This window comes from Rhodococcus sp. 06-1474-1B (genome assembly GCF_002258885.1).
In the GTDB taxonomy this organism is placed as follows: Bacteria; Actinomycetota; Actinomycetes; order Mycobacteriales; family Mycobacteriaceae; genus Rhodococcoides; species Rhodococcoides fascians.
Genome location: NZ_NOYR01000027.1, coordinates 351,903 through 367,589 on the forward strand (window position 1 = coordinate 351,903; position 15,687 = coordinate 367,589).

The 15,687-nt window shown below is 64.6% G+C and carries 14 protein-coding genes; 6 read left to right on the forward strand and 8 right to left on the reverse strand.

Going from position 1 to position 15,687, the window contains the following annotated elements:
* Positions 1 to 103: 103 nt before the first annotated feature.
* A complete protein-coding gene (locus tag CH266_RS16815) occupies positions 104 to 1,384 on the reverse strand; it encodes a hypothetical protein (protein WP_141214544.1) in 1,281 nt (426 codons plus the stop codon).
* Positions 1,385 to 1,461: 77 nt separating this feature from the next.
* On the opposite strand from CH266_RS16815, the gene CH266_RS16820 reads away from it, so the two are divergent.
* Complete coding sequence (locus tag CH266_RS16820) at positions 1,462 to 1,860, forward strand: hypothetical protein (RefSeq protein WP_032400384.1); 399 nt, start codon at positions 1,462 to 1,464, stop codon at positions 1,858 to 1,860.
* Positions 1,861 to 1,953: 93 nt separating this feature from the next.
* Here CH266_RS16820 and CH266_RS16825 read toward each other — a convergent pair whose 3' ends face one another.
* Positions 1,954 to 3,261: an NAD(P)/FAD-dependent oxidoreductase gene (locus CH266_RS16825; protein ID WP_094715751.1), complete on the reverse strand. Its 1,308-nt coding sequence runs from the start codon at positions 3,259 to 3,261 to the stop codon at positions 1,954 to 1,956.
* Between the two features lie 165 nt (positions 3,262 to 3,426).
* On the opposite strand from CH266_RS16825, the gene CH266_RS16830 reads away from it, so the two are divergent.
* A complete protein-coding gene (locus CH266_RS16830; RefSeq protein ID WP_346772479.1) occupies positions 3,427 to 3,663 on the forward strand; it encodes a heavy-metal-associated domain-containing protein in 237 nt (78 codons plus the stop codon).
* 26 nt (positions 3,664 to 3,689) lie between these two features.
* A complete protein-coding gene (locus CH266_RS16835; RefSeq protein WP_094715752.1) occupies positions 3,690 to 5,744 on the forward strand; it encodes a heavy metal translocating P-type ATPase in 2,055 nt (684 codons plus the stop codon).
* An 82-nt stretch (positions 5,745 to 5,826) separates the two neighbouring features.
* Here the strand turns inward: CH266_RS16835 and CH266_RS16840 are convergent, their stop codons facing one another.
* Both CH266_RS16840 and CH266_RS16845 read right to left on the reverse strand, forming a co-directional pair.
* On the reverse strand, positions 5,827 to 6,438 hold the full coding sequence (locus CH266_RS16840) for a DUF305 domain-containing protein (RefSeq protein WP_094715753.1): 612 nt from the start codon (positions 6,436 to 6,438) through the stop codon (positions 5,827 to 5,829).
* A gap of 82 nt (positions 6,439 to 6,520) precedes the next feature.
* Positions 6,521 to 6,916, reverse strand: coding sequence for a DUF6153 family protein (locus tag CH266_RS16845; protein ID WP_032381429.1), 396 nt, complete (start codon positions 6,914 to 6,916; stop codon positions 6,521 to 6,523).
* Between the two features lie 150 nt (positions 6,917 to 7,066).
* Between CH266_RS16845 and CH266_RS16850 the strand changes: the two genes are divergently transcribed.
* On the forward strand, positions 7,067 to 7,945 hold the full coding sequence (locus tag CH266_RS16850) for a universal stress protein (RefSeq protein ID WP_027495586.1): 879 nt from the start codon (positions 7,067 to 7,069) through the stop codon (positions 7,943 to 7,945).
* Entirely contained in the window at positions 7,942 to 10,332 is a 2,391-nt protein-coding gene (locus tag CH266_RS16855) for a phosphoketolase family protein (protein ID WP_094715754.1), read from the forward strand. Before CH266_RS16850 ends, CH266_RS16855 begins: the two co-directional genes overlap by 4 nt.
* An 11-nt stretch (positions 10,333 to 10,343) precedes the next feature.
* On the opposite strand, the gene CH266_RS16860 is transcribed toward CH266_RS16855, so the two are convergent.
* The 4 genes from CH266_RS16860 to CH266_RS16875 form a co-directional block, all read right to left on the reverse strand.
* Positions 10,344 to 11,228, reverse strand: coding sequence for a universal stress protein (locus CH266_RS16860; RefSeq protein ID WP_176457121.1), 885 nt, complete (start codon positions 11,226 to 11,228; stop codon positions 10,344 to 10,346).
* Positions 11,225 to 12,073, reverse strand: a complete 849-nt coding sequence (locus tag CH266_RS16865) for a universal stress protein (RefSeq protein WP_141214545.1) — start codon at positions 12,071 to 12,073, stop codon at positions 11,225 to 11,227. Before CH266_RS16865 ends, CH266_RS16860 begins: the two co-directional genes overlap by 4 nt.
* A 119-nt stretch (positions 12,074 to 12,192) precedes the next feature.
* Positions 12,193 to 13,899, reverse strand: a complete 1,707-nt coding sequence (locus CH266_RS16870) for a GAF domain-containing sensor histidine kinase (RefSeq protein WP_094715757.1) — start codon at positions 13,897 to 13,899, stop codon at positions 12,193 to 12,195.
* Positions 13,892 to 14,563: a response regulator gene (locus CH266_RS16875; protein ID WP_027495581.1), complete on the reverse strand. Its 672-nt coding sequence runs from the start codon at positions 14,561 to 14,563 to the stop codon at positions 13,892 to 13,894. Before CH266_RS16875 ends, CH266_RS16870 begins: the two co-directional genes overlap by 8 nt.
* 196 nt (positions 14,564 to 14,759) lie before the next feature.
* Between CH266_RS16875 and CH266_RS16880 the strand changes: the two genes are divergently transcribed.
* The gene (locus tag CH266_RS16880; protein WP_176457122.1) at positions 14,760 to 15,671 is read left to right on the forward strand and encodes a universal stress protein; all 912 of its coding nucleotides are present in this window, start codon (positions 14,760 to 14,762) and stop codon (positions 15,669 to 15,671) included.
* Positions 15,672 to 15,687: the final 16 nt, after the last annotated feature.

Genomic DNA, 15,687 nt, shown 5'->3' on the forward strand with positions numbered 1-15,687 from the left:
GAGATCGTGGCACGCTGTTTCACCTTTTCGTCGAGTTACACCGGTCGAGTTTCTACATCGGCCGAAGATGAGGTGACGTTACCTCGAGCAAACGTCCCGAGCGTTATGGACCGGACGAATCCGAGACGCGATCGTGATGCTCGCGCTCGACCCTCGAACCGAGGACGAGACACACCAGGATGACGATCATCGCCACGACAACACCGACGGGAAGTGGCGAATACAGCCAGACAATGGGCGGCACATAGTCGTCGGATGTCCCATCCGTCCAACCGAACACCCGCGGCGGCACCGGTGCCGACACCGAGAACAGCGTCAGTGCGAACGGTACGAGCGGACCGATGGTCGACGCCACCGTGCGCGTCGCTCGTGCCGATCCGACGAGCAATCCGACAGCGATGGGATGCAGCACGCAATAGCACACAGTCCCAACGGTATTGATCGAGTCGTCTCCGATGGGCAGTAGACCGGTGGCCGTCACAACGGTCAGCAGTGCACACGCGGCGGTGGTGAGATCGCGTCGCAGGCCCACTCCCACCGCTCCGACGAACAACACCGCGGCCACGACGAGTACCCACCACGACGCGTCGCCCCACCCGAGCGCATTGACTCCTGATGCCGCTATCGCCAAGCCCGACATCACGTATCGGCCGTCGAGGCCACCGAGGTCGAACGCAACACCGTATGCCACCAAGACGACGATGGCGACGGCGAACATCCACGTGGCCGCCGTCGACGTCGTATTGCCCAGATAGATGTAGACCACGAGACAGACGAATCCCAGCACGAGAGCGGCTACTGCGTCGGAGGTTTCGAGTCGGCCCACGGATGCCCGCCGGACGGCCACGAGCAGCACGACAGTGGTTGCGAGAAGGAGGAGTAGCGGGACCGTGGATTCCACCAGATACGGCCCCAGCCCGTCCATCCACCGACCCTCACGCGGTCCGCGTAGCCGGGAGATCGCGCTGTAGAACAACATCGAGCCCAGCAGTCCTCCTGCAAGGCCGCCCGACGGGAGCCTGCGTCCACCGGCGATGAATCCGCAGATGCCGACCAGAGCGCCGGCACCGAGCGCATTGGTCGTCACCGCTTGGTTGGCCGCGATCGGTACGAAGGACGGCAGCGCCACCAGCAGCGAGCCGAGAACGGTTGCTACGGCAGCCGATATCCGGGGGCGACGGCGATGGACCGCCACGAGCACGAGCACCGCCATCAAAACAGTGATAGAGCCAGCCCATTGCGCGGTGACGAACGCTCCGTACCACTTCCCCGTCGACTCGATGTGGAACACATCCTGGCCGAGGGATTCACGAATCGAATATCCGGCCACGAATCCGCCGATGGCCGTGGCCACTACGGGCAATACGCGATCCGCTGCAATCACGCGTTCAATGTAGAGGGCTTCCCAATCGACGGCCATGTGTGGTCTATTCGACGCGAACCCAACGTCAGGAGTGCGCCATGTTTCGTCGTATCGCCGTCACGGTTGCTGTCGTCGCAGGTGCCGCCGCACTCGGAGTCGGTACCGCCGACGCCGACGAATGGCCCGTCGCGCCGCCGTACCCGAGCCCGACTGCTCCGCAGGACGTCACCGGAGTGTTCCTCACCCCTCAGGACCCGGACTACTGGAATCCCTTCGTCAGCGAGAATCGACTGACGTCCCCGTACGGCAACAGCACTCGCATCGTGTGCACCGGATTCCATGGCGTACTGCTGGAGTGCTGGCAGGCCGACTCGAACGGCAACCCGCACAAGCTCATTCCGCTGAGTATGGACTACCCGGGTTCGACTGGCCACTTGCTCCCCGGCGGCGGTCCACGGCACTTCGTCTATCCCGGCTACATCCCCGGCATCGGCTGACCCTGTCGACACCGCCGGCAACTGATCTGAGTGTCCACAATTCGCCCTGGTAAGCGGGATTTCGTACGAGGGTGACAATAGTGGGCGCTCAGGTCAGTTGTACGGCTTGCGCGCCGTTTCCGGGTCGCCGTAGGTGATTGCCCGTTCACGTCGCGTTCCACTGAGAAGTGTTGCGCCCCAGTTGATCAGCGTTCCAGCTCGGTTGCGTTTACCGGCCAGGAATGCGATGTGGATGACGCCCCACGACACCCAGCCCAGGAATCCCGACATCTTCAGCGGCCCGGCCTGTACCAGCGCGTGGCCGCGGGCGATGTAGGCGGCAGTGCCCAGGTCTCGATACTTGAAATCCGAACGCGCAGAACCGGATACATCTGCTGCGATTGCTGCGCCCGCTGCACGTCCACCCTGCATCGCCACTTCGGCGACACCGGCCAGACCGTTCAACGCCATGATGTCGCCGACGACGAACACGTTGCGGTGACCCGGTACGGACAGGTCGGGCTGCACGGCGATCCGTCCGGACCTGTCCTGTTCGACGCCCAGGGCGTCGGCCAGATTCTTCACGAACGGAACCGCTTCGACGCCTGCGGTCCACAGCACGGTGCGAGTGTCGTGGCGCGTGACGGTCTTCGGTTCGGCCTTGGCCGTCACCTCGACATCGGTGGCCGTGACGTCGGTGACGTGAACGCCGAGATGCGTTTCGACTCCGACCGTGTCGAGGGTGCGCTGGGCCTTCTTCGTCAGGGAGTCGGGGAACGATTCGAGCACTCGGTCACCGCCGTGGAACAGCAGAACGCGCGCTTCGGACGGGTGGATCGAATCGAATTCCTTCGCCAGCGCCCGGGTGGCGAGTTCCCGTATCTGCCCGGCCAATTCGACTCCGGTGGGCCCTCCACCGGCGACGGCGAAGGTGAGCCAGGGGCGACGCTCTTCGGGGGTGGGCAGGGACTCTGCCATCTCGAATGCCGAGATCAGTTTTCGCCTGATTGCGAGGGCGTCGTCGAGGGTCTTCATGCCCGGTGCCCACTGCACGTATTCGTCGTGGCCGTGATAGGCCTGCTGCATTCCGACCGCGACGACGAGATAGTCGTAGGGCAGCTCGAAGGTCGAACCGTCGAATCGGCTGGCCGTCACCACTCCGCCGTCGCCGACGGCGGTGACCGACGTCGCTTCGCCCAGTGCCACATAGACGTTCTTCTGTTTGCGCAGCAGGTGTCGTAGAGGGCTGGCGATCGAGCCCTCGGACACCAGACCGGTGGCGCACTGGTAGAGCAACGGCTGAAAGACGTGGGAGGTACCGCGCTCGAGCACGGTCACATCGACGTCCTCGTTGCGGAGGCGTCGCGCGGCATGAAGCCCGCCGAATCCACCGCCGAGCACCAAAACCCGTGGACGTGCCATGTGAACGTTCTCCCTCGGACCGACCCGTGGAGAAGGACTCTCCGATATTTCAGCCTACTCGAGCCGGGTTCGATTCGACTCACCCCTTCCCACTTATACCCATAGGGGGTATGTTCGAGCTGTCATCCTTATACCCCCAGGGGGTATGAAACCAAAGGCGGAGAAATGGAACTGTTCACCAGCATCTATCGAGTCACCGGCATGACCTGCGGCCACTGCGAGGCGTCGATCACCGAAGAGGTCGGCGAGCTCACCGAGGTGGAGTCCGTGTTCGCGTCCGCCGCCGAGGGCACGCTGACCGTGATCGGTACACGGGCGCTCCAACAGACAGACGTCATCGCCGCGGTCCGACAGGCCGGCTACTCGGCGATCGCGGGTCTCTCCACTTCACACCATTCGTAACCGCGGAACTCGACAGGACCAGCACGATGACTCACACGCACACGGAGCACTCGACACATTCGGGACACGAAGGCCACCAAGGACACAGCGACCATGCGGGGCACGGCGATCACGTCGGGATGTTCCGACGCCTGTTCACCATCATGGTCGTGCTTGCTGTCCCCGTCGTCCTCGCGTCCGACATGTTCGCGATGCTCGTCGGATACTCACTGCCCGACGAGCTTTGGATCCGCTGGATCTCCCCGGTGCTGGGCACCGTGATGTTCGTCTGGGGCGGTTCTCCGTTCCTCACCGGGGCGATCAGCGAAGTCCGTTTGCGAGCTCCGGGCATGATGCTCCTCATCGCGCTGGCGATCACCGTAGCGTTCGGCGCGTCGATGGGGGCAAGTCTGGGCATCCTCGATCATCAGCTCGACTTCTGGTGGGAGCTGGCCCTGCTGATCGTGATCATGCTGCTCGGACACTGGATCGAAATGCGATCGCTCGCGCACACCACATCCGCGCTGGATTCACTGGCAGCACTGCTACCCGACACCGCTGAACGCGTCGAGAACGACGATGTCGTGCCGGTACCCCCGGACCAGCTCCGGCTCGGCGATGTCGTCGTCGTCCGCCCCGGAGGGCGGGTACCTGCCGACGGCACCGTCGTCGCCGGATCGGCCAGCATGGACGAATCGATGATCACTGGTGAATCACGGACTGTCCGTCGCGGCGACGGCGATCAGGTCGTTGCGGGGACAGTGGCCACCGATTCCGGTCTTCGCGTTCAGGTGACCGCCGTCGGGGAAGACACCACCCTCGCCGGAATCGGCCGGTTGGTTGCCGACGCCCAGAACTCGACCTCGCGGGCTCAGCGCATTGCCGACACCGCTGCGGGGTGGTTGTTCTGGTTCGCGCTCGGATCGGCAGGCATCACCGCACTCGTGTGGACATTGTTCGGGATGCCCGACGACGCCATCGTCCGCACGATCACGGTGCTGGTCATCGCCTGCCCGCACGCACTCGGTTTGGCGATACCGCTGGTCGTCTCCATCGCAACCGAACGAGCCGCCCGCGGCGGTGTCCTCGTCAAGGACCGGCTCGCACTCGAAACCATGAGGGTCGTGGACACTGTGCTGTTCGACAAGACCGGCACCCTCACGATGGGCGAACCCACTGTCACCGCCATCGAGGTGACCGCCGGCCGCAGCGCCGACGAAGTCCTCGCTCTGGCCGCTGCCGCAGAAGCTGATTCCGAGCACCCGTTGGCGCGCGCCATCGTGGCCGCTGCGAGGCACCGAAAGCTCACCGTCCCGGCGGCCACGGACTTTCGATCGTCACCGGCGATCGGGGTGTCCGGCGAGGTCGACGGGCACCGCATCCAAGTCGGCGGGCCCGCTCTGCTCGAGCAGGCACACGCGGCCGAACTCGGGGTCGCCGATCGATGGCGCGAAGGCGGGGCGATCATCTTGCATGTCCTCACCGGCGACACCGTCATCGGAGCGCTCGCCCTCGCCGACGAGATTCGACCCGAATCACGCACTGCGATCGACGCGTTGCACGCCCGAGACATCACGGTGGTGATGATCACCGGCGACGCCGACGCCGTCGCGAAGTCCGTTGCCACCGAACTCGGTGTGGACCGATACTTCGCCGGAGTGAAGCCGGCGGACAAGTCGCACACCGTCGCGACCCTGCAACAGGAGGGACGCACCGTCGCGATGGTCGGCGACGGGGTCAACGACGCACCTGCCCTGGCGCAGGCCGATGTCGGTATCGCGATCGGAGCCGGTACCGACGTCGCGATCGCCTCAGCAGGAGTGATCCTCGCCAGCGACGATCCCCGATCCGTGCTGTCGGTGATCGAACTCTCCCGCGCCTCGTACCGCAAGATGAAGCAAAACCTCTGGTGGGCAGCGGGATACAACCTGATATCGGTTCCGCTCGCGGCAGGAGTGCTGGCACCGGTCGGGTTCGTGCTCCCCATGTCGGTCGGTGCTGTCCTGATGTCACTGTCGACGATCGTCGTCGCGGCCAACGCGCAACTACTCCGTCGACTCGACCTCTCCCCCGACGCGGTGACCGGCAGACCTGTGGACTGAACCATCGACGACGTCGAAGTCCCGAAGCACGGACGAAGGCCGCACCCCCGATGAAAGGGTGCGGCCTTCGTGTGGATTCAGATCAGCCGAGCAACGTCCGCATTTTGTCGATTTCCTGCTGCTGAGTTGCCACGATCGTGCGGGCCATCTCCTGCGCGTCGGGGTTCGAGCCGTCCGCAATCTCGTTGTTCGCCATCTCGATCGCGCCCTCGTGATGCTCGATCATCATCGTCAGCCACTGACGGTCGAACTCCGGGCCCGACAGACCGGTCAGGGCGTCCATGTCCTGCTGGGACATCATGCCCATACCCGAGCTGTGGTCCATTCCGCTCATCTCACCCATGTCCGACTGGGGTGCGGGCTGACCCCATTCGGCGAGCCAGGCCGTCATCCGGTCCATTTCCGGTTGCTGCGCGGCTTGGATCGCCGACGCCAGTGCCACGACGTCCGGATTGCCGGTGCGACCTTGAACCATTTCAGCCATGTCGACGGCCTGCGCGTGGTGCGGGTACATCATCCGCGCGAACATGACGTCGGCGTCGTTGAACTCCGCCGATGCCGATGCCGAATCCTGAACGGAAGCCGATGAGGTAGTCGTCGTCGACGAATCCGACGTGGTGTCGTTGCTGCAGCCGGCGACGAGGAATGCGCTCACGGTGGCGGCAGCCACCGAAGCGACGAGTGCTGTACGCATGTGAATCTCCTTGAACGAGTGTGTAATAGAGGGCTCTAGGTATGCCGATCCGCCGGTGGTCGTGCGTCCACCGGGCTCCCTGTCACACTCGCAAGGTCACCGATCTGTCCAACTCCCACAGAGTCCACGGCGGCGCACGCTCCGATATGGAATGGACGCGCCCACCGATCCCGTCCTCCGACATGATCGGGTGGGCGACATCGACGCTCGTCGCCGGGACCGACAGCGCAGCCCACGACACGGTGGTTCCCACGCACGGATGCATCATCTGATGTGCCGACGGGCAGTCGTGCTCACCGACTGCCACCTGAACCGGGTCCTCGTGGTGCGTCGCCGACGCCATGGCCGCATGCTCGCTTTGTGCCGACATGGTCGGCGTCACCGAATGCATCAGCAGTACCCCGAGGATCGTCAGCGCGATCAGCAATCCGGTCGCCGAGGCAAAGCCCGGGCGACGGCGTCGGATCACTGCATGCATGTCACCGACGATAGCAAGACATACCCCCCAGGGGTAGCGGTCAGGGCATTCCGGCTCGAGCCGAGGGACTTCCGACTCTGTCTGCGCTCCAGCGAACCGGCCATGCTCGAGGTGTACCTGAACACGACAGTCAACGGACGGGAATACAACATGAATGCATCGAGTCGGGTCGTCGTCGGAGTCGACGGATCTGCCACATCGCTCGACGCGGTCCGTTGGGCAACGCGCGAGGCGATACGACGCCACGCCCCGCTCGAGTTGGTCACGTCGTCACTGTTCGCGCCGGGAACCTACGGCGATGCCATCAGCCTCCGGATCGGCGCGTTCGCAGATCCGGACGTCGAGGCCAAGCGGGTCCTGACCGCTGCGGTCGACGTTGCGCACAAGACCGCGGCAGGCAATTCGCTGATTCTCGACACTCGTCTCGAACATGGCTCGGCTGCACGCAATCTGACGCACTTCGACGTCGCGCCTGCCTTGATTGTCGTCGGTTCGAGAGGCCTCGGTGAGTTCACCGGCGGATTGGTCGGGTCGGTCAGTACCGCCGTCGTGTCACACGCCAAGTGCCCTGTTGCAGTGATCAAGTCGAACACGGTCAGCGACGGGCCGGTGGTCGTGGGTGTGGATTGCACGTCCAACAGCCAGCCGGCCATCGGATTCGCGTTGCGCGAGGCGTCGATGCGAGGTGTCGACCTCGTTGCCGTACACGCGTGGAGCGATCTCGAGCTCGGGAGCGTGCTGACCCGCGACGAAGAAGGTCCGTGGGCCGACTCCGAACTGGCAGAGAAGACTTCGCTGGCCGAGAGCCTGGCCGGATGGTCGGAGGACTACCCCGACGTCACCATCCGCCGGGTGGTGGTTCAGGACAGACCCGTTCGCGAACTGGTCCGCGCCTCCGAGAGCGCGCAGCTGATCGTGGTCGGGAGCCGCGGCCGGGGCGGCTTCGCCTCGATGCTGCTCGGATCGACCTCCCGCGCAGTGCTGCATTCGGTCGATGTTCCCGTCGTTGTCGTACCCACGAACCGATGACCGCGTCCACCACCGAGACCACCTACAGCTCCGATGAACTCGACGCCGATCTGCGCTACTGGGCTGCCGCGAACTACCTGACGGTCGCCCAGATCTACCTGCAGGACAATGTATTGCTACGGCAACCACTGACGGTGGAACACATCAAGCCCCGACTGCTCGGGCACTGGGGCACCAGCCCCGGTCTGTCGATGATCTACACGCTGCTCAATCGCCTCATCTGCCGAACCGGTTCGGATTGGCTGTATGTCACCGGTCCCGGTCATGGTGGCCCGGCGTTGGTCACGAACACCTATCTCGAAGGCACGTACAGCGAGATCTATCCCGACATCTCGCTCGACAGCGACGGTGTGCGTCGTCTGTGTCGCCAATTCTCCACTCCCGGTGGCATTCCGAGCCATGTGAGCGTGCAGACCCCCGGCAGTATCCACGAGGGTGGCGAGCTGGGGTATGCCCTGATCCACGCAGCGGGCGCGGCGTTCGACAACCCCGATCTGGTGGTCGCCTGTGTCGTCGGCGACGGGGAGGCCGAAACCGGTCCGCTGTCGGGTTCGTGGAAGATCCCGGCGTTCCTGAATCCGGTTCGTGACGGCGCAGTGCTGCCCATTCTGCATCTCAACGACGCCAAGATCTCCGGCCCGACAGTGCTCGGGCGCAGCACCGATCAAGTGGTTGCCGACTACCTCGGCGGTCAGGGTTGGGCACCGATCTTCGTCGAGGGCGACGATCCGCGAGAGGTGTTCCCGGCCTTGCAGTTCGCTCTCGCCCGCGCCCACGACGATATTCGGAGAATCCAGCGTGCGGCCCGCGGCGGCGAGTCGCACCACGGAAGTGCATGGCCTGCAATCGTCTTGCGCACCCCGAAGGGCTGGACCGGGCCACACGAGGTGGACGGCAAGCTGATCGAGGGAACGCACTGGGCCCACCAGGTCCCGCTGTCCGGCGTCCGTGAGAACCCGTCGCATCTGGCGCAGCTCGAGCAGTGGTTGCTCTCCTACGATCCAGGATCACTCTTCGACGACAACGGCGTACCCGCGGCGCACATCCGTGAACTCACTCCGACGGGCGATAAGAGGCTCGGGGCCACTCCCCACGCCAACGGCGGTGTGCTGTTGCAGCCCTTGGTCATTCGTGAGCTCGAGAACTACGCTCTTACGATCGACTCCCCGGGACGCGTCTCACACGAGACGACCACCGTACTCGGGGAGATGATGCGGGATATCTACCTCGACAACGCACGACCCGACGGCGGTGGCACTTTCCGCCTGTTCTGCCCCGACGAGACCGCCAGCAACCGTCTGCAGGCCGTGTTCGAGGCCACCGACCGATGCTGGCAGCTGCCGACCACCGAGTTCGACGACAACCTGGCCGCCGACGGCCGCGTCATGGAGGTGCTCAGTGAGCATCTGTGTGAGGGCTGGCTCGAGGCGTACCTGTTGTCGGGCCGACACGGATTGTTTGCGAGCTACGAGGCGTTCGCGATGGTGAGCGTGTCGATGCTGATCCAGCACACCAAGTGGCTGCAGCATGCGGCCACTCTGGCCTGGCGAGCACCCGTCGCCTCGTTGAACGTGCTGCTCACCAGCACGTGCTGGCGCAACGACCACAACGGGTTCAGTCATCAGGGGCCCGGACTGATCGACGCGGTGATTCCTCTGGCACCGGATGTGGTGCGCGTGTGGCTGCCACCGGACTCCAATACTCTTCTCGCCGTTGCCGACCACTGCTTTCGCAGCCGCGGACACGTCAACGTGCTGGTGGTCGACAAACAGAGCCATCCCCAGTATCTGACGCTCACCGAGGCTCGCGCACACGCAGCAGCCGGTGCCTCGCGGTGGGACTGGGCCGGTACCGAGAACACCGCTACTCCGCGCGATCCTGAGATCGTGCTGGCCTGCGCCGGCGACGTTCCGACCGAGGAGACTCTCGCTGCAGCGGACCTGTTGCGTAACTGGACACCCGAGCTGAAGGTGCGCGTGGTCAACGTCATCGATCTGATGGCGCTGCTACCCGTCGCCGATCATCCACACGGGTTCTCGGAGGATCAGTTCGCCGATCTGTTCACCGACTCGGTCGATGTCGTCTTCGCTTTCCGCGGCTACCCCCGGGCGGTGCACCAGCTGCTGCACGGCCGTCCGAACGCGCAGAGATTCCACGTCCGCGGCTTCATCGAACAAGGCACTACGACAACACCGTTCGACATGGTGGTGCTCAACAAGATCAGTCGCTACCACCTGGCGATCGAAGCACTCGACCGAGCACACACGGCGCCGGCCGGTGCCGAGGAACTGCGGCAGCACTGCCGGGACCAACTGACCCGGCACGACGCCTACATCCGGAAACATTTCGAGGATCTACCCGAGATTCGCGAATGGCGGTGGTCGTGACGGATCGAGTGCTATCCGCGAGCGATGATCAGCGGACAGTCGACGCGGTGGGCCAGTGACCGAACGGTGGATCCGAGCAGCTGGCCACTGAAACCCGTGCGTCCGCTCGAACCGACCACCACGGCCTCTGCGCGCACCGCCGCGCCGAGGATGCGTTCGACGACGTCGCCGCGCAGCACTGTCTGCTTCACCACCACGTCGGGATACAGCTCGCTCCACCCGGACAGGTTTTCGGCCAACACGGTTCGGCCGTTGGACACGATCGCCTCGGACTTGTCCGACGTCGACGCGTCGGGTGCCGAGACGAGTCGGTCCGTCGACACGTGGACTGCAACGAGGCCAGTGCCCCGAAGCGAGGCCTCCTCGAAGGCCAGCCGGACGGCCTCCTGGTTGTGCGCCGAGGCGTCGACTCCGAGGACGACCGGTCCCCGTGCCGAATGTAATTCCACGCTGCGCGGCACGATGACTACCGGACAGCGCGCCTGCACAGCCACTGCCGTGCTCACAGAGCCGAGCAGCTCGGCGAAGTACTCGCCGTTGCCGCGTGAGCCGACCACCATCATCGACGCGGTGGCGGACTCGTCGATCAGCGCCTGAACAGTCGGTCCGACAATCGGTTCGATCATGATCGTCAGCGCGTCGGGTTTCTCGACCGACCGCCGCGCGACGAGGGATGCCGACGTCAGAATAGACTCCGCACGTGCATTCTCCTCGGAGCCGAGGTGCGACGGGAGTGCGACGAAACTGGTGTAGAGGGCCCTGATTTGGTACGCGGACACCAGCTTCAACGGTGCTCCGCGTAATTCGGCTTCGCGTGCGGCCCAGCCGACCGCGTCGAGTGACGAACCGGATCCGTCGACGCCGACGACGATCGCCCTCGCGTTCACGGTACTCATGCGTGCGGCACAACGAGGACGGGGCATTCGGCGTGCCGCAGGACTTTCGTCAACGTGCTTCCCGGCACGCGATCGCGCTCGTGCCCCACCACCAGCAGCTGTGCAGTGTCGGACACCGCGACGAGTTCCGATCCCGCATCGGCCTCGGCGTAGACCGACGCGACCCGCACCGAAGGATAGTCGGCGCTGAAGGGTTCCAACCGGACGTCCATTGCCGACTCGGGGTGCAGATGGTCGACCGGACCACCGATGGCGCTGGCGCTGGCCAGAATGGTCGAGACAGTCTGGGTGTGCACGGCCAACACGGTGGCCCCGCGCATCGACGCTTCGTGGAATGCCTGCGCCACAACGAGATCCGATGCCGAAACCTTCGCTTCTCCCAGAGCGGCGACGACCGCGCCGTCGCGCTCGGAATCGAAGGTGTGCACAACGGCCACGGGGTTCGGTGAGCATTCGACCACCGTGCGCACCATGGATCCGAGAACCCGTGCAGCGATCGAATTCTCGGTCTTGGCACCCAATACGATCAGGCACGCAGACGCTGCTTCGGACAGCATCACCGTTTCCGGGACACCCTGTAGAACAACAGCTTCCGCGATGACGGTCGGGTCGCTCGTCCGCGCTATGATCGCGGCCTGGTCCAAGACGGTGCGCGCATAGTCACCGTCCACGTCGGGTGCCCCGTATACCGTTTCACGCTGCATCTGGGGTTCGATCACATGTACCAGTCGCAGTGATGTTCCTCGGCCTCGCGCCTCACGCACAGCGAAGCGCACTGCATCGAGCGCGGCCGTCGATCCGTCGATTCCGACCAGAACGGGTCCGGTGGTGTGTGAGATGTTCATCGGGTTCCTCTCGGTGGTGCGACGCAGGATCGGCACCGTCACCGAAAACGCTACGAGCTCATCGCCACTCGCGGTAACGGCCGGAGGTCATCGAAAGAGGTGACCAACGACTGGAGCCGTCAGGGCAGCGGTACCGCCCACGTCACATCGGTGCCGCTGCCGGAGGCACCGGGGCAGACGGTCATGGTTCCGCCGCACTCGGCCGCGCGGGTCCCCAGGTTGGACAACCCACTGGTGGTGGTGTTGTCGGGCATACCGATTCCGTTGTCGGACACCACGATTTCGAGCTCGTTCCCCACCGACAGAGTAACGGTCACAGTGTCGCCCTGGGCGTGATGAACGACGTTGCTGACAGTCTCGCGGACAACGGCAACGGCATGATCTGCGAGTTTGGTGTCGACGACCGACAGTGGTCCGAACATCCGCACGACGGCACGGATATCGACGTTCTCGGTAAGTTCGAGTACTGCGCTGTTGATACGTTGCCGCAACCGTGTTGCGGAGTGGGATGTGCTCTGCAGGTCGAAAATGGTCGTCCTGATGTCCTGCACCGTGTCCTGCAGGTCGTCGATCGTTCTGGACAGACGCTGCCGTAGGTCCGGGGACTCGGTGCGCTGCAAGGTGCTCTGCAGCGCCAATCCTGCAGCGAAGATCCTCTGAATCACGTGATCGTGCAGGTCACGGGCAATACGATCCCGGTCGGACAACACGTCGAGTTGATGCATTCGCCGGCTGGCGTCCGCGATCTGCATCACCAGCGCGGCCTGGTTGGCGAAGTTCGAGACCAATTCGAGTTGGGTCTCGTCGAACGGTCCCCGCCCCGCGGCGCGCAGAACCACCAGGACTCCACTGACGCCCTCTGCCACGCGGAAGGGTGAAATCATTGCGGGTCCGAAAGCAGAGCCCAGTTCCTTGACCCCGTAGTCGAGTCGCTCCTTCCGCAACGCAGTTCGACGCCGAAAGGCTACTCCCGAGCTCGAGCCCTCGATCGGAACGACTGCCCCGATCATTCGATCGGCCCCGAGTCCCTCGCTGACCGTGACGACGAGTTGCGTGACATCCCCGAAGGCTTGGTCTGCGTCCTCGGGTACCGCGATGAACGCCGCATCGGACCCGGTCAGGTGCAACGACTTACGCGCCACCATCTGCAGCACTTCGTCGATGTCCGTCCCGGAAAGGAGCTCGGTGCCGATGTCCCGCGTTGCCTCCATCCACGCCTGACGCACCCGCGAGTCCTCGTACAGCCTCGAGTTGTCGATGGCGATGCCGGCGGCGGACGCCAACGCCTTGGTGACGACTTCGTCGTCCTCGGCGAACTGCTTGCCGCCCTTCTTCTCGGTGAGATAGAGATTGCCGAAGATCTCGTCGCGAACCCGAATCGGCACTCCGAGAAAGGTTTTCATCGGGGGATGGTTGGGCGGGAAACCCACCGATTCCGGGTGCGATGTCAGATCGTCCAGACGTAGCACTTTCGGTTGGTCGATCAACAGTCCGAGTACCCCGCGGCCGGTGGGGAGCGGGCCGATGGCCACCCGGGTGTCCTCGTCCATGCCGTAGTTGATGAACGCACTCAATCCGTGGCCTTCTCCGCGCACGCCGAGCGCACCGTACTGGGCGTCGACGAGCTTGACGGCCGATTCCACGATCGAACGCAGCGTCACCTCCAAATCGAGTCCCGAGGTGATGACGAGCATCGCGTCGAGCAGACCGTCGGCTTGAATCCTCGCATCGGCGATGCGACCGATACGATCCTGCACCTCGGCAAGCAGCTCCCCGAGCCGGAGTTGCGGTAGCGAAGACCGGGTTTCCCCGTGCTGGTCATCCATCCCGGGACCCCGGTTTCCGATGAGCAGGCGGATCGCCGTCGGCGAGCTTCGACGCATACACCGCAGCTTGGGTGCGGCGTTCCATCCCGAGCTTGGCGAGCAGCCGAGACACGTAGTTCTTCACCGTCTTCTCCGCCAGGAACATCCTGGCCGCGATCTGTCTGTTGGTCAGGCCCTCTCCCAGCAGATCCAGCAGGGTGCGCTCCTGGGGCGTGAGGTGATCGATAGGGCCCGATGACGCCGTCCCGGCTCGCAATTTGTCCATCAACGCCGCGGCTGCACGGTTGTCGAGCAGCGACCGGCCGGAACCGACGTCCTTGATCGCGCGGGTCAGTTCCATGCCGGTGATGTCCTTGACGACATAGCCGCTCGCGCCCGCGAGTATCGCGTCGAGCATGGCCTGGTCCTCGGTGAACGAGGTCAGCATCATGGTCTTGAGGTTCGGCAGTCGATCGAGAAGCTCACGGCACAGTTCGATGCCGTTGCCGTCGGGTAGCCGCACGTCGAGCACCGCGACGTCGGGCTGCAGGGCCGGAATTCGGGCCAGCGCTTGCGCGCAACTGCCTGCCTCGCCGATGACCTCGAGATCGGGATCGGAGTCGATGAGGTCGATCAGACCGCGCCGCACGATTTCGTGATCGTCCACCAAGAACACCGTGACCACGTCGACACCCCTCTACCTGCGTCCATGTCGGACGCCTCGACCTGTGAGCCTACGGGGGACGGGCGGCGGTGGTCCGACCTTTCGTCACCGAAACAGAGGACCAAAGTCCTCGGTCCAGGTGTTGTTGTCCTGCCGCGCCCGAGTCTGTGCGGGGCGTCTGATGGATATTTCGACACCACGACCGAGGAGGAAATCGATGGGTCCACTTCCGACCATCGTCGGGGTCGACGGTTCGGCGGCGGCTCTGGACGCGGTGCGTTGGGCCGTTCTCGACGCACGATTGCACCTGTCCGATCTGCTTGTCGTCTCGGCGACGTCGCTGCCCAAGGTCTTGACCGGGTTGGGCGTCCTCCCCGATACCGTGGTGCACCAGGCCAGATCGGAAACCGACCGAATTCTCAGCGAGGCCCGGGAGACTGCGACTCGTGGGACGGCGACAGTCACCGTCGATACCGTCTCGTCCGAAGCCTCTGCGGTGTCCACATTGCTCGAACTGTCCGAGACGGCCCGCATGGTGGTCATTGCCACGCGGGGGCTCGGTGGCACCGAGCAGCGGTCGTTGGGCTCGATCGGGTTCGCCGTCACCACTCATGCTCGCTGCCCGGTCACCGTGGTGCGTGGCTGGACCGACGGCGGTCTCGACCACGCGATCCAACCGGTGGTCGTGGGCGTGGACGGCACCAAGGCGAGCGCTGCCGCAATGACGTCGGCGTTCGAGGAGGCGGATGTTCGATCGGCACCACTGACTGCGGTGCACTCCTGGTCGGACACGGATCTGTCGATCGGCTTCCCGATTCGAGGAATGGAGTGGCCGGACAACCGACGCGCGGCTGCAGATCACTTGGCGCGGCTGCTCGAGCCGCACACTCGACTCCATCCGACGGTGTCGGTGCGGTCCGTGGTGGTCAAGGACAAACCGGTGCAGGCACTTCTCGATCACGCCCAAGGTGCTCAGCTGGTGGTGATCGGTAGTCACGGACGCGGCGGCTACGCGGAGATGATGCTCGGCTCGACCAGCCGGTCGGTGCTGACGCGAGCGCACTGCCCGGTCACCGTCGTGCCGTCGCCCGCTCGCCTCGCCGCTGTCACCCACCGGCCCAGCATGTGACTGTCCCCGACCGGAC

Coding starts and splice junctions, on each gene's coding strand:
- CH266_RS16820 (WP_032400384.1), top strand. CDS start 1,462: ATGTTTCGTCGTATCGCCGTCACGGTTGCTGTCGTCGCAGGTGCCGCC.
- CH266_RS16825 (WP_094715751.1), bottom strand. CDS start 3,261: ATGGCACGTCCACGGGTTTTGGTGCTCGGCGGTGGATTCGGCGGGCTT.
- CH266_RS16830 (WP_346772479.1), top strand. CDS start 3,427: ATGGAACTGTTCACCAGCATCTATCGAGTCACCGGCATGACCTGCGGC.
- CH266_RS16835 (WP_094715752.1), top strand. CDS start 3,690: ATGACTCACACGCACACGGAGCACTCGACACATTCGGGACACGAAGGC.
- CH266_RS16840 (WP_094715753.1), bottom strand. CDS start 6,438: ATGCGTACAGCACTCGTCGCTTCGGTGGCTGCCGCCACCGTGAGCGCA.
- CH266_RS16845 (WP_032381429.1), bottom strand. CDS start 6,916: ATGCATGCAGTGATCCGACGCCGTCGCCCGGGCTTTGCCTCGGCGACC.
- CH266_RS16850 (WP_027495586.1), top strand. CDS start 7,067: ATGAATGCATCGAGTCGGGTCGTCGTCGGAGTCGACGGATCTGCCACA.
- CH266_RS16855 (WP_094715754.1), top strand. CDS start 7,942: ATGACCGCGTCCACCACCGAGACCACCTACAGCTCCGATGAACTCGAC.
- CH266_RS16860 (WP_176457121.1), bottom strand. CDS start 11,228: ATGAGTACCGTGAACGCGAGGGCGATCGTCGTCGGCGTCGACGGATCC.
- CH266_RS16865 (WP_141214545.1), bottom strand. CDS start 12,073: ATGAACATCTCACACACCACCGGACCCGTTCTGGTCGGAATCGACGGA.
- CH266_RS16870 (WP_094715757.1), bottom strand. CDS start 13,899: ATGGATGACCAGCACGGGGAAACCCGGTCTTCGCTACCGCAACTCCGG.
- CH266_RS16880 (WP_176457122.1), top strand. CDS start 14,760: ATGGGTCCACTTCCGACCATCGTCGGGGTCGACGGTTCGGCGGCGGCT.